We start from the raw sequence: 19,627 nt of genomic DNA, 5'->3' as shown, positions 1-19,627 counted from the left end.
CGTCCCCGAGCCGGCCGGCGAAGCGGTCACGGCCCGGTCGCGGGCCGACCGGCCGCTGGTGGCATGCTCCCTGCGTGATCGATGAACGGAACGACGGCTGGTCGTTCGCGACGGCGCGGGTGGCGGCCCGGTTCGGGGCCTGCGAGGTGAGGGGCGCTCCCGGGGTCGAGCACGCCGGTGGCGGGCGCGGGACGCTCTGCGGGATAGCGGCCCGCTGCCTCACCTGGTATCTCCACCTGTTCGAGCCCGACGCCCTGCAGTCATGCCGGCGGTGTCGCCGGGCGGCGAAGGACGCTCCGACGGAGCCGTGCGTCCAGGAACGCCTTCACGAGCGGGTCGAGTCGGCCGCCGAGGGCCGGGTCCGCGAGGAGCTGCTGGCAGCCCTCCGCCGGGGCGCGGCGGTGCGGTCGTGGATCAACGGCCCCTCCGCGCACCTGACCGGGTTCCACGCCCGTCTCGACGAGCTGACCGAAGGCGCCGGGCCCGCCGCCGAGGCGCTCGCGGCGGCCGCGGCCACCGGACTGGCCGTCGTCGAGGACGGCCGGTGGCGGTTCCTCGTCGTCCTGCCGGACGGCGTCGGGGGCGTCGGGGGCGGCGAGGGCGGCCCCCCGGTCATCGCTCGCGGGCCGCGCAACCCCTGAGCGACCAGGGGGGCGCGAAACGGGGCGCAGAGTGTCGAAACGATACAGCTGCGGGCATTGGAGTGAACACCCGTTCCCGACAGCCCTCGCGGACGGTTGGACCGGCCGACGCGCGGACCGAACAGCGCGTCCTTCCGATGATCCTTAGGGGAGTCATGCGCATTCGTTCCGCTGTCACCGCGTCCGTCCTGGCTGCCGGCATCCTGCTCGGCGGGGCCGGCGCCGCCCTGGCCGACGGGGTCGACATCGACTACTTCGGCGGCGGCCACTCGGCCAAGTCGTCGAACTGCTCCACGTTCGCCGCGGTGCCGCACAACCTGCCCGCGTTCGCCGGCCCGGTCTTCAACTCGTCCTGCGAGAAGAGCAGCGAGAACGAGTGGCTGAAGGGCCACCACCTCGGCGCCTGATCCCGCGGCCGGCACCGCGGGGGCGGACCGACGGTGACGTCGGCCGCCCCCGCGGCGTTCACGGCCTACTCCTCGGGAACCTGGGCCGTCGAGCCCCTGACCACCAGTTCCGGCTGGAAGACGTACTCCGTGCGCTGGACCGGGGTGCCGGCCACCGCTTCCAGGAGCGCACCCACCGCCGCGTTCGCCATCGCGCGGACCGGCTGGCGGACCGTCGTCAGCGGCGGGTCCGTGAAGGCGATCAGCGGGGAGTCGTCGAAGCCGACCACCGAGACGTCCTCGGGGACCCTCAGGCCCCGCTCCCTCGCCGCGCGGATCACGCCGAGCGCCATCGGGTCGCTGCCGCACACGATGCCCGTGCAGCCGCGGTCCAGCAGGGCGCCGCCCGCCGCGTGGCCCCCCTCCACCGTGAACAGCGTCCGCTGGATCAGGCCGTCCGCCTCGGCCGACGGCAGCGCCGCCTTGAACCCCGCCTCCTTGCGGGCCGACGGAACGTACCGGGTCGGACCTATCGCCAGACCGATGCGCCGGTGGCCCAGGTCCGCGAGGTGACGTACCGCCATGTCCGCCGCCGCACGGTCGTCCGGCGAGATGAACGGGGCGTTGACGTGCTCGTTGAAGCCGTTGATGAGGACGAAGGGGATGCCGCGCGAGGACAGCCGGTGGTAGCGGGACGGGTCCAGCGACGCGTCCGCGTGCAGGCCCGACAGGAAGACGATCCCCGTGACCCCCCGCTCCTCCAGCTGCTCCACCAGCTCGTCCTCCGTGGCCCCGCCCGGCGTCTGCGTGCACAGCACCGGCGTGTAGCCGTGGCCCGCCAGCGCCTGCTCGATGACCTGCGCGAACGCCGGGAAGATGGGGTTCGTCAGCTCGGGGATCAGCAGTCCGACCAGCCCGTTGCTGCGGCGGCGCAGACGGACCGGGCGCTCGTAGCCCAGCAGGTCCATGGCGGCCAGCACCCGGTGCCGGGTGCCGGCCGCCACGCCCGCCTTGCCGTTGAGCACACGGCTGACCGTCGCCTCGCTGACCTCGGCCTGCGCGGCGATGTCCGTCAGCCGGAGCGGGGAGGTCACCCCTGCCACCACACCGCCGTGTCGGCCCCGAGGACCCCCGGGTCCGTCACCTCGCCGCTCGCCAGCAGCAGCGTCCCCGGCGCGGGCATCCGTACCGGCTCCCCCGTCGTGTTGGCCGTGCAGACGAAGTCCCCGCGCCGGAACGCCAGTACGCCCTCCGGCGCCTCCAGCCATTCCACCGCGTCACCCGCGCCCAGGTCGGCGTGGTCCCGGCGGATCCGCAGCGCCGCCCGGTACAGCTCCAGGGTGGAGTCCGGGTCGCCCGTCTGGGCCTCGACGCTCAGACCGGCCCACTCGGCCGGCTGCGGCAGCCAGCTGCCGCCGTCGCCGAAGCCGTACGGGGCCCGGTCGCCCGACCACGGGATGGGCACGCGGCAGCCGTCGCGCAGCCCGTCCTGGCCGTTCGCCTTGAAGAAGGAGGGGTCCTGGCGCACCTCGTCCGGCAGGTCCGTCACCTCCGGCAGGCCGAGCTCCTCGCCCTGGTAGACGTACGCCGACCCCGGCAGCGCCAGCATCAGCAGCGCGGCAGCGCGCGCCCGCTCCAGGCTGCCGAAGCGGGTGCGGTGGCGTACGACGTCGTGGTTGGAGAGCACCCACGTGGTCGGCGCCCCCACCGGGCGCATCGAGTCGAGCGAGTCGTCGATGGCGGTGCGCAGCGCGGCCGCGTCCCAGCCGGTGGTCAGGTAGTGGAAGTTGAAGGCCTGGTGCAGCTCGTCGTGGCGCAGGTAGAGGGCCGTCCGGTCCGCGCTCGGGGTCCAGGCCTCGGCGACGCCGATGCGGTCGCCCGCGTACTCGTCGAGCACCTTCCGCCAGGAGCGGTAGATCTCGTGGACCCCGTCCTGGTCGAAGAAGGGCAGCACCTGGTTGCCGAGCAGCTTGAGCTGCTCGTCGCGGCCGAGGTCGGGCAGGCCGGGGGCCTTGACGAGGCCGTGGGCGACGTCGATGCGGAAGCCGTCGACGCCGAGGTCGAGCCAGAACCGGAGCACGGAGCGGAATTCGTCCTGGACGGCGGGGTGTTCCCAGTTGAAGTCCGGCTGCTCGGGGGCGAAGAGGTGCAGGTACCACTCCCCGTCGGCCACCCGGGTCCACGCCGGACCGCCGAAGATCGACTCCCAGTCGTTGGGCGGCAGCTCCCCGTCGGCCCCCTGTCCCGGCCGGAAGTGGAAGCGCTCGCGCAGCGGGGTGCCGGGGCCCTCCCGCAGCGCCTGCTTGAACCATTCGTGCTGGTCGGAGCAGTGGTTCGGGACGAGGTCCACGATGATGCGCAGGCCCAGCCCGTGGGCTTCGCGGATCACGGCGTCGGCGTCGTGCAGGGTGCCGAACATGGGGTCGATGGCCCGGTAGTCGGCGACGTCGTAGCCGGCGTCGGCCTGCGGGGAGGCGTAGAAGGGGCTGAGCCAGACGGCGTCGACGCCCAGCTCCTTCAGGTACGGCAGTCGGCTGCGGATGCCTTCGAGGTCCCCCATGCCGTCTCCGTTGGAGTCGGCGAAGCTGCGCGGATAGACCTGGTAGATCACCGCTTCTCTCCACCAGCCGGGCAGGGGGCTGCCGGTCCGGGTGGAGATCGTTTCGGCGAGGTGCTGGGTCATGTCGTCCTTGAAGAGATCGGGCCGGGGGTGAGAGGGGGCAGGCAGGGTGGTCGGCCCTGGGTCGCGGGAGGGGGTCAGCCCTTGGTCGCGCCTGCCGTCATCCCGGCGACGAGGTGACGCTGGGCGAAGAGGAAGAAGATGGCCGCCGGGATGGCGATGAGGACCGAGGCGGCGCTCATCGCACCCCAGTTGGAGGTGTACTGCGTGACGAAGGTCTGCAGGCCCCCGGCGAGGGTGAGGTGTTCGTCGCCGACCATGAAGGCGGAGGCGTACGCGACCTCGCCCCAGGCGGTGATGAACGAGTAGAAGCCGGTGACGGCGAGGCCCGGCTTGGCCAGCGGCAGGATCAGGCGCCAGAAGGTGCCGAAGGGGTTGAGCCCGTCGACGCGGCCGGATTCGTCGATCTCGACCGGGATGGTGTCGAAGAACCCCTTCATCATCCAGGCGCAGAAGGGCACGGCGATGGTGAGGTACGTGATGATCAGCCCGAGCGGCTGGTTGAGCAGTCCCAGCTGTCCCATGAGGTTGTAGAGCGGGACGATCAGGATGGCCATCGGGAACATCTGCGTGATGAGCAGGGTCCACATCAGCGGCTTCATGCCGGGGAACTTGAACCGGCTGACGGCGTAGCCGGTCGTGGCGGCGATGAACACGCCGAGGACGGTGGTGATGCCGGCCACCAGCACGGAGTTGCCGAACCAGGTGAAGAAGGAGGTCGACTCCACCAGGTAGCGGTAGTTCTCCAGGGTCGGTTCCTTCACGAAGTCCGTGGAGATCGCGTGCTTCGCGGGCTTGATCGAGGTCAGCAGGACCCACAGCACCGGGAAGACGGCGATCACGGACGCCACGATCAGGGTGACGTGCAGTCCTGCGGAGGCGAGCGGGGAGCGCTGCCCCCTGATGCGTGTGCGCGGGGTCGTCACGGTCACCACACCTCTCCCTGCTTGCGCAGCGAGCGCCGGTAGACCAGCGCGAAGATCATGAGCAGGGCGAGGATGAGCACGCCCCAGGTGGCGGACCCCGCGAAATCGCGCGGGCTGGCCACGAACGCCTCCCGGAAGGCCTGGGTCACCAGGATCTCCGTGGAGTCGCCCGGTCCGCCCCGCGTCAGCAGGAAGATCACCGGGAACATGTTGAAGGTCCAGATGGTGGAGAGCAGGATCACGGTCATGCTCACCGCCCGCAGCCCGGGCAGGGTGATGTGCCGGAACCGCTGCCAGGCCGTGGCCCCGTCCATCTCGGCGGCCTCGTACAGCTCGCCGGGGATCGACTGCAGACCGCCGAGCAGGGCGACCATCATGAAGGGGACGCCCAGCCAGACGTTGACGGCGACGACCGAGAACTTCGCCCACGTCGGGTCGTCGAGCCACGGGACCGCCGAAATGCCGCCCCCGTCGAGGATCTTGTTCAGGATGCCGCTGTCGCGGTTGAACAGGAACCGCCAGGCGAAGACGGAGACGAAGCCGGGGACGGCCCAGGGCAGGATGAGCGCCATCCGGTAGGCGGCGCGGCCCCGGAAGTCCCGGTTGAGCATGTTGGCCAGGGCCAGCCCGAGCGTGAAGGTGATCGACACGCACAGGACGGTCCACACCACCGTCCACACCAGCCGCTGCAGGAACACCGGGTCGGCCAGGACGTCGGCGTAGTTGTCGAGGCCGACGAACTTGTACGTGGCCTCGATGTGGTTGGCGCCGATCGTACGGCCGACGTTGCGCTCGTTGGCGTCGGTCAGCGACAGGTAGATGCCGCGGGCGAGCGGCCAGCCGATGATCACACCGAGGACGAGCACCACCGGGGCGATCATGGCCCAGGCGTACCAGTGGGTGGCCAGGGCGCGCCCCAGGCCACCTCGCTTCGCGCTGTCAGTCCTGCGGCTCCGGCCGCGGGCCGCGACGGGGTTCTCCCCGTCGCCGCCCGCGGCCGTCGCCACCGACTGGCTGGTGTCAGCAGCCATCTTCTCTACTACTTCCAACCCTTGAGGATCTTGCGGAACTCGGCGCCGGTCGCCTTGGCCGCATCCTCCGGGCTCGACGCCCCGGTGATCGCCTTGGTGTATTCGACCTTCAGCGGCTCGAAGAGGGAGCCGTTCTCCGGGATCCAGGCGCGCTCGACGGCCTTGTCCACGGCCGGCTTGAAGAACTGGACCATCTCGCTGGCCTTGACGTCCGGCTGCTCGTAGGCGGCCGTCCGGGTCGGGAGCAGGCTGAGGTCCTTGGTGGACTGCACCTGCACGTCCTGCGAGGTCATGTACTCGACGAAGGCGTGCGCGGCGGCGCGGTTCTTCGAACCGGCGTAGACGGCGAGGTCGTGGCCGCCCTGCGGGGCGCCGGCCTTGGCGGAGCCGGCCGGGACGGCGGCGACGCCGAGGTTGGCCTTGTCCTTGAACTGGTCGCCGGCGTAGGTGTCGGCGACGGCCCACGGACCGTTGATCATCATCGCGGCCTCGCCCGACTTGAAGGCGGTCTGCATGTTGGTCCAGCCGTCGGTCGCGTTGGTGATCGCCGCGCCCGAGGTGACCAGGTCGCGGGCGGTCTTGAACGCCTTGACGCCGGCCGGGTTGTCGACGGTGACCGTCTTGGTCTTCGCGTCGACGAGGTCGCCGCCCTCGCCGTAGATGAGCGGCAGGAACCAGTACGAGTCGTCGCCGCGCAGGTAGAGGCCGGCCTTGCCGGTCTTCGCCTTGATCGCGGCGGAGGCGGTCTTCAGCTCCTCCAGGGTCTTGGGGGGCTGGACGCCGGCGTCGGCGAGCATCTTCTTGTTGTAGAAGAGGCCGAGGGTGTCGATGACCTGCGGGACGGCGTAGGTCTTGCCCTCGTACTTGCCGCTGGCCGCGGCCTGCGGCAGGAACTCGGCGTCGACCTTCTTCACCGTCTCGGCCGGGACCTCGTCGAGGTAGCCGAGCGAGGCGAAGTCGGCGACCCAGCCGACGTCGGCGCGGATCACGTCAGGGGCTTCGGAACCGCTGCTGAAGGCGTTCTTGACCTTGTTCTGCGCGTCGCCGTACGGGACGTTGACGTACTTGACGGTGACCTTCGGGTGCTTCGCGGTGAACGCCTCGGCGATCTTCTGGAAGCTGGCCTTCTCGGCGTCGTTCGAGGTGTCCCACCACGTGACCGTGCCGGAGAGCTCCCCGCCGGCCTTGGTCTCGTCGCCGCCCTTGTCGTCACCGCCGCAAGCCGTCGCCGCGAGCGCCAGGGTCGCGACCAGCGCGGTGGCCGCTATGCCACGCCGCATATGAACTCCTTCGATGATCCCGGCCGCGCCCTCGCGGTCCCGAGTTGCAGGGAACGTAACAAGCCTGAAAGCCGACCGAAAGAGCTTGCGGCAATTTTCTGCAAGCTGGGCCGATCGTTACATCCGTGTGTCCTGACGGTTGCCGCCGCTTGCTGGTTGTTCGAACTTCCTTCGGGGCACCAGGCCCGCAACCAGGGGGCATGTGCGCGCGTTGACCCCTATATGACCCATGAGCTGACCGCCTCCCGGCTTGCAAGCGCTTCCAGCAAGGTCGCCGCAAGCGGCGGCTGGTGGCGCGATGCCGTCATCTATCAGGTGTACGTACGCTCCTTCGCGGACAGCGACGGCGACGGCATCGGAGACCTCCAGGGGGTGCGCGCCCGCCTGCCCCACCTGGCCCGGCTCGGGGTCGACGCCGTGTGGCTCACCCCCTTCTACGTCTCCCCGCAGGCCGACGGCGGATACGACGTCGCCGACTACCGGGCCGTCGACCCCCTCTTCGGGGACCTGTCCGACGCAGACGAGCTCGTCCGGTCCGCCCACGCGCTGGGCCTGCGGGTCATCGTGGACGTGGTGCCCAACCACACCTCCGAGCGGCACGCCTGGTTCCGCGAGGCCCTCGCCGACCCCGCGGCCCGGGCCCGGGACCGCTACCACTTCCGCCCCGGCCGCGGGCCCGGCGGGGAGCTCCCGCCCAACGACTGGGAGTCCGTCTTCGGCGGCCCCGCCTGGACCCGCACCCCCGACGGGGCCTGGTACCTGCACCTCTTCGCCCCCGAGCAGCCCGATCTGAACTGGGAGCACCCCGAGGTGGCGGAGGAGTTCTCCTCCGTCCTGCGCTTCTGGCTCGACCTCGGCGTCGACGGGTTCCGCATCGACGTGGCCCACGGCATGGTCAAGGCGCCCGGCATGCCCGACATCGGCCGCGGCGCCCAGGCCACCTTGATCGGCACCGAGCCGCTCCCCTTCTTCGACCAGGACGGCGTGCACGAGATCCACCGCTCCTGGCGGCGGCTGCTCGACTCCTACGAGGGCCCCCGCATCGGGGTCGCCGAGGCCTGGGCGCCGACCTCCGAGCGGCTCGCCCTGTACGTGCGGCCCGACGAGCTGCACCAGGCCTTCAACTTCCGCTTCCTGAACTGTCCCTGGGACACCCCCGCGATGCGGACCGTCATCGACGAGTCCCTGGCGGCCACGGCCTCCGTCGGCGCCCCCACCACCTGGGTGCTGTCCAACCACGACGTCGTACGCCATGTGACCCGGTACGGGGGTGGCGCCCAGGGCCTGGCCCGCGCCCGGGCCGCCGCGCTGCTGATGCTCGCCCTGCCCGGATCGGCGTACCTCTACCAGGGCGAGGAGCTCGGCCTGCCCGAGGTCGGCGACCTCCCCGACGCCGTGCGCCAGGACCCGGCCTTCCTGCGCTCCGCCGGGCAGGACGGGCTGCGCGACGGCTGCCGGATCCCGCTGCCCTGGTCCGGCGAGCGGCCCCCGTACGGGTTCGGGCCGGCCGGCAGCTGGCTCCCGCAGCCCGCCGACTGGGGCCCGCTCAGCGTCGCCGCCCAGACCGGCGACCCCCACTCCACCCTGGAGCTGTACCGGGCCGCGCTGGAGCTGCGCCGCGCGCTGCCCGGCCTCGGCTCCCCCGACGCGGGCCGGCTGACCTGGCTGTCCGCGCCCGAGGGCGTGCTCCTCTTCACCCGGCCCGGGTTCGCCTGCACCCTCAACAGCCGCTCCGAGCCGCTCGAACTCCCCGCGCCGGGTCGTCCCGTACTCTCCAGCGCGCCGGTGGAGACCGACGGCCGGACCGTGCTGCTGCCACCGGATTCGTGCACGTGGTGGGCGTTGTGAGCCGGGGACCGGTACAGTCCAATCCCGTGACCGCACGGCTAGCCGACATCGCAGCCCAGGCGGGGGTCAGCGAAGCCACAGTCAGCCGCGTGCTCAACGGCAAGCCCGGTGTGGCCGCCGGCACCCGTGAATCGGTGCTGGCCGCGCTCGACGTGCTCGGCTACGAGCGCCCGGTCAAGCTGCGCCAGCGCAGCGCGGGGCTCGTCGGCCTGATAACCCCCGAGCTGGACAACCCCATCTTCCCGGCGCTCGCGCAGGTCATCGGCCAGGCGCTGACCCGGCAGGGGTACACCCCGGTCCTGGCCACGCAGACCCCCGGCGGGTCCACCGAGGACGAGCTCACCGAGATGCTGGTCGACCGCGGGGTCTCCGGGATCATCTTCGTCTCCGGGCTGCACGCCGACACCACCGCCGACATGGGCCGCTACGACCAACTCCGCGGGCAGGGCGTCCCGTACGTCCTCATCAACGGGTTCTCCGACAAGGTGCAGGCCCCCTTCGTCTCCCCCGACGACCGCGCCGCGATGCAGCTCGCCGTGACCCACCTGACCGCGCTCGGGCACACCCGCATCGGGCTCGCGGTCGGGCCCAAGCGGTTCGTGCCCGTACTGCGCAAGATCGAGGGCTTCCGGCTCGGGATGAAGGAGCGGCTCGGCCTCGACGAGGCCGAGGTGGAGGAGCTCGTCCAGCACTCCCTGTACACCCTGGAGGGCGGGCAGGCCGCGGCGGCGGCGCTCATCTCGCGCGGCTGCACCGCCATCGTGTGCGCCAGCGACATGATGGCGCTCGGGGCGATCCGGGCGGCCCGGCAGCAGGGGCTGCGGGTGCCGCAGGACGTATCGGTCGTCGGCTTCGACGACTCCCCCCTCATAGCGTTCACCGATCCGCCGCTGACCACCATCCGGCAGCCGGTGCAGGCCATGGGACAGGCGGCGGTCCGCACGCTCCTGGAGGAGATCGGCGGTACGCCGGCCCCGCACAGCGAGTTCGTCTTCCTCCCCGAGCTGGTGGTCCGCGGATCCACCGCCTCCGGTCCGCAGCAGCGCAGGGCAACGTAGGGGACCGTCTACTCCCCAGGGGTGAGCGGCTGCGCCAGAGACCGTCCGGAGGGATGATCGAAGGCGAGAGGCCATCTGGCAGACTCTTTCCCCATGGGTGAATCGAGCGTGAAGACACTGGAAACCCGGACGGAAGTGTCGTCGCCCCACGTGACCGGGGACGAGGCCCGTCCGGGGGCGCAGCGCGCTCTCCTGCCGCGGCTGCGGGCTCCGCGCCGGCCCCGGATCTGGTTCGAGATCCTGCTCATCGGGGTCAGCTACTGGACCTACTCGCTCATCCGCAACGCGGTGCCCGAGCAGAAGGCGGCCGCCCTCGCGAACGCCGACTGGCTGTGGGACCTCGAACGCACCCTCGGCATCGCCGTGGAGCACTCGGTCAACCACGCCGTCAACTCGGTGACGTGGCTGATCGTCGGCATGAACTACTACTACGCCACGCTCCACTTCATCGTGACCATCGGTGTCCTGGTGTGGATCTACCGCTTCCATCCGGGGCGTTACGCGGCGACGCGGCTGGTCCTCTTCGCCACCACGGGCGTGGCCCTGCTCGGCTACTACTTCTTCCCGCTCGCGCCGCCCCGGCTGATGAACGGGCAGGACTTCGTGGACACGGTGCTGGTCCACCACACCTGGGGCTCGATGGCCTCCGGCAACCTCAAGCACATGTCGAACCAGTACGCGGCCATGCCCTCGATGCACATAGGGTGGTCGCTCTGGTGCGGACTGACGATCTTCGCGGTCGCCTCCGCCCCGTGGGCCCGGATCCTGGGCCTGCTCTACCCGGTGGCCACCCTCGTGGTCATCGTGGCCACCGCCAACCACTTCTGGCTGGACGCCGCGGGCGGCATGCTCTGCCTCGCGTTCGGCTACACGGTCTCGCGGGCCTGGTACGGCTCGCTGCCGCACCGGCTGCCGCGCGAGCCGGAGGCCACCGGCCCGCACCCGGCGACGGCCGCCCTGCTGAACCGGTTCCGCAAAGCCTAGACACGGCCTGGGCCGCCCTGGTCGGGCGATGTCAGTGCGTGTTGTTAGCGTGCGCGTCGCCAGTAGGAACGATCAAGGAGGCGGCGTGCGGGACGTGGAGCGGCACGAGGTGGGCGAGCACCGGATAACCGAGGCCCTGGAGGACGTCCCGGGGCGGGCCTACGACCATTGGTACAGGCTGCGGTACGGCGGCGGGCTGTCCCTGAAGGGGCTCCACGAGACCCGTGACGACCTCCTCGACCATGTCGGCGCACGGACGCTGGCGGACCCCGGGCTGACCGGAGCCGTCGCACGCCGTGCGCTGCTGACGGCCGCCGAATGCGCCCTCGGGGAGCTCTCCCTCGGCTGCTTCCCGAACGGCGACTTCGAGGTGCCGTTCCCCCTCCTCCACGAGGAGCTCAGCAGCATGGACCTCTCCTTCGGCGACGCCGTCGACCAGGCGCCCACGGCCCGGACCTGGCTGGACGCCTTCGCGCTGTCCGTGGCCTGCGGGGTGGTCCGGGAGCGGGACCGGGTGATCGGGCTGCTGCTGCGGAACGACTACGCACCCGCCCTGCGCGACGGCGTGCCGTACTCGCCGCTCGATTCGCACTCCGACCCGGCCGAGCTCGCCGAGATGGACGCCCTGTGCCTCTACCTCACACCGGCGGCCGGGCACCTGCCGCGTGACTGGCCGGACGCGACCCTGCGCAAGCCCGACGCCGCCGAGCGTGCGGAGGCCGCCCGCCGGCTGGACGGCTTCGGTGCGCTCACTGCGGACCAGCGGCTGCTGCGCGTCCTCCTCGACGACGACCAGCCGGCCTTCGAGCGCGCCCTGGCCGGGAACCTCGCCGGCCTCCGCGAGGGCGCGGGCCCCGACGCTCCCGCCCGCTCCCTCTTCCCGGCCGGCACGATCGCCGTGGCCGCGCTCGCCGTCCAGGTCCACGGCTGGCGGCTCGGCGTCACCTCCGCCTACCTCCCGCAGAGCCTCCTGCACGCCTGAGGCCCGGGGGTGTCAGCCGGACACCCCTCAGGCGTTTGCGTCGTACGTGATCCGGCCGCCCGACATCGTGAGCCGGATCGGGGCCTCGGCCAGCTCGTCGGGGGCCGTGTCCACCGGGTCGAGGGCGAAGGCCGTCAGGTCCGCCCGGTAGCCGGGCGCGATGCGGCCCGCCACCCGCTGCTCCCCCGCCGCGAGCGCCGCGTGCGAGGTCATGCCCTCCAGGGCCATCAGCCCGGTCAGGGCGGGCCCGGCGGCGGCCGCGCCCAGGGGGCTGCGGGCGATGGCCAGCACCCGGCGGGCGTCGTGGTGGGCGATGGGCCAGTCCGAGCCCAGGGCCAGCACGGCCCCCGCCTCGCGCAGGTCCCGGCAGCGCCAGGCCCGGGCCGCCCGGTCCGCGCCCAGCCGCTTCGACCACTCGTCACTGTGGTCGGCCCGGGTGTACGCGGTGTGCGGCGGCTGCATCGAGGCGATCACCCCGAGCTGCGCGAACCGCTTCAGCTGGTCGTCGGGGACGGTCTCGATGTGCTCGATCCGGTGCCGCATCCGGGCCTGCTCGCCCAGCGAGGCCACCGTGTCCAGGACGTGGCGGACGGCCGCGTCGCCGATGGCGTGGGTCGCGGTGCGCACCCCGGCCGCGTCGAGGGTCCGTACGGCCGCCGAGTAGGCCTCGGGATCGGGCCAGAAGGCGTCGGTGCCGCGGCCGTGGCAGTCGGCGTGCTCCAGCCAGGCGGTGCCGCCCTCGACGGTGCCGTCCATGAAGAACTTGACGCCGCCGACCTGCCAGTGGCGGCCGCGCACGCCCTGGAGTCCGATCAGCTCGGTCAGGTCCTGTGCGGTGGCGCCCGGCATGCACCAGGGCGCGAGCTTCAGGCGCAGGGGCAGGTCGCCGTCGTATTCGACGCCCGCGAGCAGGGCCGGTACGTCGCCGTCGCCGAGGTCCATGACGTGGGCGCCGGTGAGGCCGGTGGCGGCCATCTCGCCGAGCAGGGCGGTGAGCCGGGTGCGCCGCTCGGCGGCCGAGGGCTTGGGGGCGAGGGCGCCGACCAGGGACATCGCGGCGTGCTCGACGAGGTGCCCCGTCGGGCGGCCGTCCGGATCGCAGACGATCTCCGAGCGCTGGTCGAAGGTGCGCGGGCCGGTGATGCCCGCGGCGGTCAGGGCCGCGCCGGAGGCGAGCGCGGAGTGGCCGTCGTACAGGCGCAGGAAGGCGGGTGCGCCGTTCAAGGCCTCCTCGATCAGCGTCTTGTCGACGGGACGGCCGCCGAAGGCGTTGTGGTCGAGGCCGTGGCCGAGGACCCAGCCCCCGGGGCGGGGCGCGGTGCGCAGGGCGGCCCGGAGCCGGTCGAGGTCGCGGACGGCCGAGAGGTCGGTGCCGGTGGCCATCTCGATGCCCCAGACGGGGTGGCTGTGGGCGTCGGTCAGCCCGGGGGTGAGGGTGGCGCCGCCGAGGTCGAGCACCTCGGTGGCGGGGCCGCGCCAGTCGCGTACGTCGGCCTCGTCGCCCACGGCGAGGACCTCGCCGCCGCGGACGGCTACCGCGCGGGCCTCGGGGCGGGCGGGGTCGAGGGTGCGGACGCGGGCTCCGGTGAGGACGGTGTCGGCAGCGGGCACGGCTCTTCTCCTTCGGGTACGTCGGGTGCGGGCACGCCGGGTGCGGGCACGTCGGGTGCGGGCACGTCGGTTGCGGGCACGTCGGTTGCGGGTACGTCGGTTGCGGGCCCGGTCGGCTCGGCGGCGAACCGGGCGTAGACCTCCGGGCGGCGGGTCTTCAGGCGCTGCGCGAGCGCGAGCCCGGCCAGGAACACGGCGGGGACGAGGGCGACGAGGACGGTGTTCACGGTGGTGGAGGCCGTGGTGAACAGGCCCACCTTGGAGACGACGAGGCAGATCGCGACGGCCAGCAGCACGGCGGCGGCGACCGGCGCGACCACGGTCCGCCAGGGGCCCTCGGTGTGCGCGGTGCGCCGGAAGTAGACGGGTACGGCGATCGCGGCGAGCAGCATCAGCGCCATGAGGCCGATCATGCCGGGCGTGTTCACCCAGAGCAGCAGCTGCTGGTACGGGTCGGCCCCGGCGAGCGCGAAGGCGAGCACGATGACGGCGCCGAGGGCGGTCTGGGCGAGTCCGGCGAGGTACGGAGAGCGGTGGCGCGGGTGGACCCGGCCGAGGGCGGCGGGCAGTACGCCCTCCTCGGCGAGGGCGAGCGCGTAGCGGTTGATGGCGTTGTGGAAGGCGAGGAGGGAGGCGATGACGCTGGTGACGATGAACAGGTGCATGAGGTCGGCCGCCCAGGGGCCGACGTACGTGGTGATCGCGGCGAAGAAGAGGCCGCCGGGGTCCTCGGCGGCGGCCGCGAGGACCTCCTCGGCGCCGAAGGCCTGGATGACGGTCCAGACGACGAAGGCGTAGAAGAGGCCGAGGAAGGCGACGGCGATGTAGGTGGCGCGCGGGATGGTCCGGTCGGGGTCGCGGGCCTCGCGGCGGTAGATGACGGTGGACTCGAAGCCGGTGAACGCGGCGAAGGCGAAGGCGAGGACGGCGGCGGTGCCGGGGACGAGGACCGCGCCGGGGGCGAAGGAGCCGGCGGAGAGCCCGTGGGCGCCGCCCTTGATCAGCACTCCGGCCGCGAGCAGGACGAGTATCCCGGTCTCGGCGACCAGGAGGACGCCGAGCACCTTGGCCCCGAAGTCGATCGAGCGGAAGCCGCCGTACCAGATGAGGGCGAGGCCGGCGAGGGAGACGGGGAGCCAGGGGACATCGAAGCCTCCGAGGGCGTGCGCGGTGTCGGCGGTGGTGGTGCCGAGGAGTCCGTAGACCCCGATCTCCATGCCGTTGTAGCCGACGAGGGCGAGCAGGGCGGCGCCGATGCCGACGCGTTTGCCGAGGCCGCGGGTGATGTACGCGTAGAAGGCGCCGCCGCTGCGGACGTGGCGGCTCATGGTGGTGAACCCGACGGCGAACACGGCGAGGGTGAGCCCGGCGAGGAGGTACCCGGCGGGCGCGCCGATCCCGCCGAGCAGGATCGCGACGGGGGCCACCCCGGCCATGACGGTGAGGGGGGCGGCGGCGGAGACGACGAAGAAGGAGATGTCGGCGGTGCCGAGCGCCGCGCGGCGCAGGGCGGGTCCGTCGGTCGGCGGTTCCGGCGTTTCGGGCATGCGGCAGTGCACCCTTCGGGAGACCTAAACCTAAAGGCTTTCGGTTCTTCGGTTCGCGGCAATGTAGCCTCCGGTTTTGGCGTACGGGAAGACCTCACGGCGGGAGAAAACCGATGGCACGGCCGCACACCCCCCTCCTCGACCGGGAGCGGATCGCCGCGACCGCCCTGCAACTCGTCGAGGAGCAGGGCGAGTTCAGCGTCCCGCAGATCGCCCGGGAGCTCGGCGTGCAGACGGCGTCGGTGTATCACCACGTGGACGGCCGGGCGGGGGTGGTGGAGCTGGTGCGGGAGCTCGTATGCGACCGGATCGCCGGCGAAACGCTGGACCTGGAGCCGTGGGACCGGGCCCTGGAGGCCTGGGCGCGCTCGTACCGGGCCGCCTTCGCGGCCTCGCCGCGGGCCATCCCGCTGCTGATGACCACGCCGGTGCGGGCCCCGCGGGTGCTGGCGCAGTACGAGCGGGCGGTCGGCATGCTGCTGGCCGCGGGGTTCACCCGCGACCGGGTCATGCCGCTGTTGACGGCGCTGGAGAACCTGGTCCTCGGATCGGCCCTGGACCTGGCCGCCCCCGAGGCCATGTGGGAGCCGTCGCCCGACACCCCGCTGCTCGCGGACGCCCTGGAGGCCGTGGGTCCGGGCCGCGCGGACGCCGCCTTCGACGTGGGCCTGGCCGCGTTCCTGACGTACGCGCGGTCCCTGCGGGGCGAAGCGGGCTGAGGGGTCGGCCGGTCAGCGGGTGCGCGCTGCGCGCGGGCCCAGCCAACGCTCCAGCACCCCGCGCCGGGCGGCGGGCAAGGGCTCCGGCGCCGGGCCGTCCGCGCTCGGGCCGATCCGTTCGAGGGCCTCGGTGAGGGTGCGGACGTAGGCCTCGTCGGCCATGATCCGGACGAGCTCGTACGGGTGGCTCAGCCGCTCCTGCGCCGCCAGGATCCGGCGCAGCAGGGGCGCCGCGGCGGCAGCGGGCGCGCCGATCCCGCCGAGCCGGCGGACGGCCTCGCGGGTCGGCAGGGCGGGGTTCCCGGTCCAGTCGGGGTCCACCTCGGCCAGCAGCACCGCCACGGCGGGCTCCGGGTCACCGGTGATCCGCGCGTACGCGTGGGCCGCGGCGACGCGGGTCCACGGCCCGGGCGATTCCATCAGGCCGCGCACGGTGTCCGCGTGGGCAGCGGCCAGGGGTCCGAGGTCGGCGAGGAAGGGCAGGCCGTTGCTGGCGGTCCCGGACCGCACGGCCGCCCCGCACACTTCGAGGGCGAGCGCCGGGTCGCCGGTGGCCCTCCAGTGCGCCCAGGCGGCCAGCCGCGGATGGTGGCGGGCGGCCCGCGGGGCGCGGCCGGTGGCGAAGTCGGCCAGCCGGTCCGCCGCTCCCGCCGCCGCCGGGCCGATCCGGCCCAGGGCGCGCAGGGCGCCGTAGGCGTACGGGCTCTCCAGGTACGGGACCGCCTCGGGTACGGCGGGCGCGGCGGCCGGGCCCCAGAGCGCGAGGAGTTCGAGGGCGGCGGTGCTCGCGTGGTACTTCGCCGGAGCCCGGCGCAGCACCGCCCGCATCGTCGGGAGCAGTTCCGCGGCGGGCAGCGCGGCCAGGTGCGAGACCCAGGGGACGTGGAACGGGACCCCTTCGCCCTCCGCGATGCGCCGGAGGGCGGGCAGCGCGCGGAGGTCCCCCGTACCGGCGAGGGCGACCGCGAGCTCCTCGACGTTCCCGAGCCGCGTGGCGAGGGCCCTGGCCAGCCGGTCGGCGTGCCCGGAGACGGCGGGGCCGGCCTGGGCCACCGCCTTGGCCGCGTCCCAGCTGCTGCCGAGGGGGTTGCAGGCCGCCCTGACCACGACCGCCCAGCACTCCGGATCCGGCCGCCGGTAGCGGACGACGGCCTTGACGGCCGAACCCGTGCTTCTCACGCGGTGGCGTGAGTGACGAACCCGACCCAGGCGGCCGGGGCGACGGCCAGCCGGCCGCCGTCGGGCCGCTTGGAGTCCCGGACGAGGACGGTGCCGGGGGTCCGGGCGACCTCGATGCAGTCGGCCCCGTCGGCAGTGCTGTAGCTGCTCTTGGTCCAGGCGACTTCGACGCAGTTGGGTCCGTCGTTGGTGCTGTAGCTGCTCTTGACCCACATCAATGCGGAGAGGCCCTCAGCCGACGGCTTGATACTCATGTCTCCCCCAGTACCTTCTCGATGAACGTCAGAGATTCGCGAGGCGTCAGAGCCTGTGCTCGGATCATGCCATAGCGCATGTCCAGGACCTGGACCTCTTTGGGTTCAGTGATCAAGCGGCTGACCAGCTGAACTTCGTTGTGCCCGACTGTCGTTCCGTCCTTGAGGCGCATGACCGTGAGGGATCCGGCGAGGCCTGCGTGCTCCTCGACTGCGGTGGGCATCACCTGGATCTCCACGTTGCGCAACTGGCCGACCTCCAGCAGGTGCTCCAGTTGGCGGCGCAGCACCATCTTGCCCCCGACGGGCCGTCGGAGAACAGCCTCCTCCTGTACGACGGTCAGCAACGGGGCCGGATGTCGCCGGAGGATGTCGTGGCGCGCCACCCTCGCCGCGACCAGCCGCTCGACCTGATCCTCCGAGTAGGCCGGGCGCCTCACCGCGTACAGGGCACGGATGTACTCCTCGGTCTGAAGCAAGCCCGGGACCACGCCGTTGTCGTAGGACCCGATCTCCACCGCCTCGGATTCCAACTTGGCAAGATCCCGAACCTTCTTGGGATAGCGGGCCTTTTCGACGTCCACCTTCATCGCGGCGATCTTCCCGCCCGCACCGAGAACCTCGTCCGCCTTGTCCAGGTACTCCGGGCGCGGAATTCGGATGCCGCTCTCGATCTTGCGGGTCAGGTCCGACCCGTAACCCATCCGTTCAGCGAAAGCGGATCGGTCAAGTCCGGCTGCTTCCCGCCACATTTTCAACTGGCGTCCCACCGCCGCGACGACCGCCCCGGATTCGTCCTCCGGATCGAGTGCCCAGCTCGACTCGTCGGTGCCCTCTGCGCTCACTGCCACCTCCGTTGGCCTGCAACTCCCTTCAGGCTAAGCACGGATGCACACGTCCAGGCACGGGAATCGGAAAGTCCGATTTCGCCGGATCGAGGTTTCCACGCTCCGGTGGGGCGATAGCCGGTGACGCTCGACACCTAAAGACAAACAACCGGGGGAAATGACCTCTCCTCACCTCCCCCTCCCCTCTCACTCGGACGGGTGAATCACCCCAACCCGACTGGCGCATATGCCAATCCGTCGGGCACGCTAACCCCCGACAACCCCATAAACGCAATTCGGCCCTCGTACGGGACGCCAATCCCGACCGAGGGCCTGACCAAGAGAAGGCATCTACCCTTCCATGGCTGATCAGCAGTTTAGCGCGCCCTCGCGCGTCTCGTCGGGCATCCGGCACATCAATCACGATCACCACCGCGGCTACGTCAAGATCGGCAACCACCTCGCCCAGCACCGCGAGTTGAGCATGGGCGCGATCGGTCTGGCCACGCACATCCAGTCCCTCCCGCCGGGCGCGAAGGTCACCATCAAGGCCCTCGCCGAACGCTTCCCCGAGGGGGAAGTCCGCATCGCGGCCACCCTGCGCGAGCTGGAGGAGCACGGCTACCTGGCCCGCTACCACGAGCGGCTCCCCACCGGCCGGATCGTGACCTGCACCGTCTCGTACAACAACCCGCCCGCGATGGCGGCGGCGGCGCGCGAGCGGCGCACCGAGCCCACCGCGGCCGAGCGGAAGCCGGCTCCCGAGCCAGACCCCGAACCGGACCCCGAACCGGAGCCGGACCCCGCCCCGGACACCGTCTCCGAGGCCGAGCTCCAGGCCCGCGAGCTGCTGGCCCGGCTGCGGCTGCGGGATCCCCGACTGGTCCTGTCCGAGCGGGACACCGTACGGCTGGCGCCCGCCGCGGCGGTGTGGCTGGAGCGCGGGGTGACCGCGAGCGCCGTCGCCGCCGCGCTGACGCGTTCGCTGCCGCTGACAGCCATCCACTCCCCGGCCGCGCTGCTCGCCCACCGCCTGCGGGAACTGCTCCCGCCCCGGCTGCCCGACCCCGGTGCGGCCCGCCCCGTACCGCCCGACCGCGAGATCCACCCCCTGCGCACCTGCGACGGCTGCGAGCGCGCCTTCCGCTCCCCCGTCCCGGGCCGCTGCCGCGACTGCCCACCCGCCGACTCACACGCGGCGTAGCCGAGTGGCGGGGCCCCGCCAGCAGGAGTGAACTGGATGGGGAGGCACGTCATGCGCTACTCACCGCTGTTCGCCCTGACAGGACTTGCACTCTCGGCCGCGCTCACCCTCGGACCGGGCGCTGCCGCGGCGCAGCCCCCGTCCGGCCAGGTCTCCGTCGCACCGACCGCGACCCTGTGCAAGCTGGACGGCACGGTCTGGGACTACTCCACGGGACACGTCTCCACGGACCAGAAGGCCCGCGCCCGCTGCGAGGGCCTCCGGCAGGGCGAAGCCCGCGGCGCCGACGACGGACGCCAGTGCCGCCCGAAGAACTACCCGCTGTGGGTGCCCAACCCCAACGAGGTGTCGAGCGCCAAGCAGAGCGGCTTCAAGATCGGGTACGACCGGGCCTACCAGCGCGAATGGAACAACGCCAACTGCCAGAACCGGCCGCAGCCCGAGCCCTACTACCCGCCCGTGCACTAGCC

19 protein-coding genes are annotated in these 19,627 nt (G+C 72.3%); 9 read left to right on the top strand and 10 right to left on the bottom strand.

Going from position 1 to position 19,627, the window contains the following annotated elements; translation table 11 throughout:
- Positions 1 to 74: 74 nt before the first annotated feature.
- Positions 75 to 641: a hypothetical protein gene (locus tag ACFYXV_RS22295; RefSeq protein WP_385474741.1), complete on the top strand. Its 567-nt coding sequence runs from the start codon at positions 75 to 77 to the stop codon at positions 639 to 641.
- 155 nt (positions 642 to 796) lie between these two features.
- Positions 797 to 1,048, top strand: coding sequence for a hypothetical protein (locus ACFYXV_RS22290; RefSeq protein ID WP_385474739.1), 252 nt, complete (start codon positions 797 to 799; stop codon positions 1,046 to 1,048).
- Positions 1,049 to 1,113: 65 nt separating this feature from the next.
- Here the strand turns inward: ACFYXV_RS22290 and ACFYXV_RS22285 are convergent, their stop codons facing one another.
- The 5 genes from ACFYXV_RS22285 to ACFYXV_RS22265 form a co-directional block, all read right to left on the bottom strand.
- Positions 1,114 to 2,130: a LacI family DNA-binding transcriptional regulator gene (locus ACFYXV_RS22285; protein ID WP_383345355.1), complete on the bottom strand. Its 1,017-nt coding sequence runs from the start codon at positions 2,128 to 2,130 to the stop codon at positions 1,114 to 1,116.
- Entirely contained in the window at positions 2,118 to 3,710 is a 1,593-nt protein-coding gene (locus ACFYXV_RS22280) for a glycoside hydrolase family 13 protein (protein WP_385474737.1), read from the bottom strand. Before ACFYXV_RS22280 ends, ACFYXV_RS22285 begins: the two co-directional genes overlap by 13 nt.
- Before the next feature lie 74 nt (positions 3,711 to 3,784).
- Positions 3,785 to 4,633, bottom strand: a complete 849-nt coding sequence (locus ACFYXV_RS22275) for a sugar ABC transporter permease (protein WP_383345580.1) — start codon at positions 4,631 to 4,633, stop codon at positions 3,785 to 3,787.
- A 2-nt stretch (positions 4,634 to 4,635) separates the two neighbouring features.
- On the bottom strand, positions 4,636 to 5,664 hold the full coding sequence (locus ACFYXV_RS22270; RefSeq protein WP_385835991.1) for a carbohydrate ABC transporter permease: 1,029 nt from the start codon (positions 5,662 to 5,664) through the stop codon (positions 4,636 to 4,638).
- A gap of 8 nt (positions 5,665 to 5,672) precedes the next feature.
- The gene (locus ACFYXV_RS22265; RefSeq protein WP_385476477.1) at positions 5,673 to 6,944 is read right to left on the bottom strand and encodes an extracellular solute-binding protein; all 1,272 of its coding nucleotides are present in this window, start codon (positions 6,942 to 6,944) and stop codon (positions 5,673 to 5,675) included.
- Between the two features lie 222 nt (positions 6,945 to 7,166).
- On the opposite strand from ACFYXV_RS22265, the gene ACFYXV_RS22260 reads away from it, so the two are divergent.
- The 4 genes from ACFYXV_RS22260 (at position 7,167) to ACFYXV_RS22245 (ending at position 11,816) form a co-directional block, all read left to right on the top strand.
- Positions 7,167 to 8,792, top strand: coding sequence for a glycoside hydrolase family 13 protein (locus ACFYXV_RS22260; protein ID WP_389383826.1), 1,626 nt, complete (start codon positions 7,167 to 7,169; stop codon positions 8,790 to 8,792).
- Positions 8,793 to 8,818: 26 nt separating this feature from the next.
- On the top strand, positions 8,819 to 9,850 hold the full coding sequence (locus tag ACFYXV_RS22255; RefSeq protein WP_385476482.1) for a LacI family DNA-binding transcriptional regulator: 1,032 nt from the start codon (positions 8,819 to 8,821) through the stop codon (positions 9,848 to 9,850).
- A 93-nt stretch (positions 9,851 to 9,943) separates the two neighbouring features.
- The gene (locus ACFYXV_RS22250) at positions 9,944 to 10,834 is read left to right on the top strand and encodes a phosphatase PAP2 family protein (protein ID WP_385476485.1); all 891 of its coding nucleotides are present in this window, start codon (positions 9,944 to 9,946) and stop codon (positions 10,832 to 10,834) included.
- Positions 10,835 to 10,919: 85 nt separating this feature from the next.
- The gene (locus tag ACFYXV_RS22245) at positions 10,920 to 11,816 is read left to right on the top strand and encodes an immunity 49 family protein (RefSeq protein WP_389383825.1); all 897 of its coding nucleotides are present in this window, start codon (positions 10,920 to 10,922) and stop codon (positions 11,814 to 11,816) included.
- A 27-nt stretch (positions 11,817 to 11,843) separates the two neighbouring features.
- Here ACFYXV_RS22245 and ACFYXV_RS22240 read toward each other — a convergent pair whose 3' ends face one another.
- Entirely contained in the window at positions 11,844 to 13,427 is a 1,584-nt protein-coding gene (locus ACFYXV_RS22240) for an amidohydrolase (RefSeq protein ID WP_389383824.1), read from the bottom strand.
- A complete protein-coding gene (locus ACFYXV_RS22235) occupies positions 13,349 to 14,974 on the bottom strand; it encodes an amino acid permease (protein WP_389383823.1) in 1,626 nt (541 codons plus the stop codon). The genes ACFYXV_RS22240 and ACFYXV_RS22235 overlap by 79 nt, the downstream gene beginning before the upstream one ends.
- 113 nt (positions 14,975 to 15,087) lie before the next feature.
- Between ACFYXV_RS22235 and ACFYXV_RS22230 the strand changes: the two genes are divergently transcribed.
- Positions 15,088 to 15,693, top strand: a complete 606-nt coding sequence (locus ACFYXV_RS22230) for a TetR/AcrR family transcriptional regulator (RefSeq protein ID WP_385476496.1) — start codon at positions 15,088 to 15,090, stop codon at positions 15,691 to 15,693.
- Between the two features lie 12 nt (positions 15,694 to 15,705).
- Here the strand turns inward: ACFYXV_RS22230 and ACFYXV_RS22225 are convergent, their stop codons facing one another.
- From ACFYXV_RS22225 to ACFYXV_RS22215, 3 genes are read right to left on the bottom strand one after another with little or no spacing between them, the layout of a single operon-like run.
- Positions 15,706 to 16,872, bottom strand: coding sequence for a hypothetical protein (locus ACFYXV_RS22225; protein WP_389383822.1), 1,167 nt, complete (start codon positions 16,870 to 16,872; stop codon positions 15,706 to 15,708).
- The gene (locus ACFYXV_RS22220; RefSeq protein WP_389383821.1) at positions 16,869 to 17,126 is read right to left on the bottom strand and encodes a DUF397 domain-containing protein; all 258 of its coding nucleotides are present in this window, start codon (positions 17,124 to 17,126) and stop codon (positions 16,869 to 16,871) included. The genes ACFYXV_RS22225 and ACFYXV_RS22220 overlap by 4 nt, the downstream gene beginning before the upstream one ends.
- Complete coding sequence (locus tag ACFYXV_RS22215) at positions 17,123 to 17,971, bottom strand: helix-turn-helix domain-containing protein (RefSeq protein WP_389383820.1); 849 nt, start codon at positions 17,969 to 17,971, stop codon at positions 17,123 to 17,125. Before ACFYXV_RS22215 ends, ACFYXV_RS22220 begins: the two co-directional genes overlap by 4 nt.
- Before the next feature lie 343 nt (positions 17,972 to 18,314).
- Here ACFYXV_RS22215 and ACFYXV_RS22210 point away from each other — a divergent pair, with 343 nt between their 5' ends.
- On the top strand, positions 18,315 to 19,157 hold the full coding sequence (locus tag ACFYXV_RS22210; protein WP_389383819.1) for a helix-turn-helix domain-containing protein: 843 nt from the start codon (positions 18,315 to 18,317) through the stop codon (positions 19,155 to 19,157).
- Between the two features lie 51 nt (positions 19,158 to 19,208).
- On the top strand, positions 19,209 to 19,625 hold the full coding sequence (locus ACFYXV_RS22205; protein WP_389383818.1) for a hypothetical protein: 417 nt from the start codon (positions 19,209 to 19,211) through the stop codon (positions 19,623 to 19,625).
- The last annotated feature ends 2 nt before the right edge of the window (positions 19,626 to 19,627 follow it).

This window comes from Streptomyces sp. NPDC002181 (assembly GCF_042890485.1).
Classification (GTDB): domain Bacteria; phylum Actinomycetota; class Actinomycetes; order Streptomycetales; family Streptomycetaceae; genus Streptomyces.
Note: the sequence above shows the minus strand (reverse complement) of the source record. Positions and strands in the feature narration are given on the sequence as shown.

What these genes read in the sequence shown, in the direction of transcription:
- ACFYXV_RS22280 (WP_385474737.1), bottom strand. Translation starts at nt 3,710, where the DNA reads ATGACCCAGCACCTCGCCGAAACGATCTCCACCCGGACCGGCAGCCCC.
- ACFYXV_RS22205 (WP_389383818.1), top strand. Translation starts at nt 19,209, where the DNA reads ATGCGCTACTCACCGCTGTTCGCCCTGACAGGACTTGCACTCTCGGCC.
- ACFYXV_RS22235 (WP_389383823.1), bottom strand. Translation starts at nt 14,974, where the DNA reads ATGCCCGAAACGCCGGAACCGCCGACCGACGGACCCGCCCTGCGCCGC.
- ACFYXV_RS22290 (WP_385474739.1), top strand. Translation starts at nt 797, where the DNA reads ATGCGCATTCGTTCCGCTGTCACCGCGTCCGTCCTGGCTGCCGGCATC.
- ACFYXV_RS22265 (WP_385476477.1), bottom strand. Translation starts at nt 6,944, where the DNA reads ATGCGGCGTGGCATAGCGGCCACCGCGCTGGTCGCGACCCTGGCGCTC.
- ACFYXV_RS22220 (WP_389383821.1), bottom strand. Translation starts at nt 17,126, where the DNA reads ATGAGTATCAAGCCGTCGGCTGAGGGCCTCTCCGCATTGATGTGGGTC.
- ACFYXV_RS22260 (WP_389383826.1), top strand. Translation starts at nt 7,167, where the DNA reads ATGACCCATGAGCTGACCGCCTCCCGGCTTGCAAGCGCTTCCAGCAAG.
- ACFYXV_RS22250 (WP_385476485.1), top strand. Translation starts at nt 9,944, where the DNA reads ATGGGTGAATCGAGCGTGAAGACACTGGAAACCCGGACGGAAGTGTCG.
- ACFYXV_RS22230 (WP_385476496.1), top strand. Translation starts at nt 15,088, where the DNA reads ATGGCACGGCCGCACACCCCCCTCCTCGACCGGGAGCGGATCGCCGCG.
- ACFYXV_RS22210 (WP_389383819.1), top strand. Translation starts at nt 18,315, where the DNA reads ATGGCTGATCAGCAGTTTAGCGCGCCCTCGCGCGTCTCGTCGGGCATC.
- ACFYXV_RS22270 (WP_385835991.1), bottom strand. Translation starts at nt 5,664, where the DNA reads ATGGCTGCTGACACCAGCCAGTCGGTGGCGACGGCCGCGGGCGGCGAC.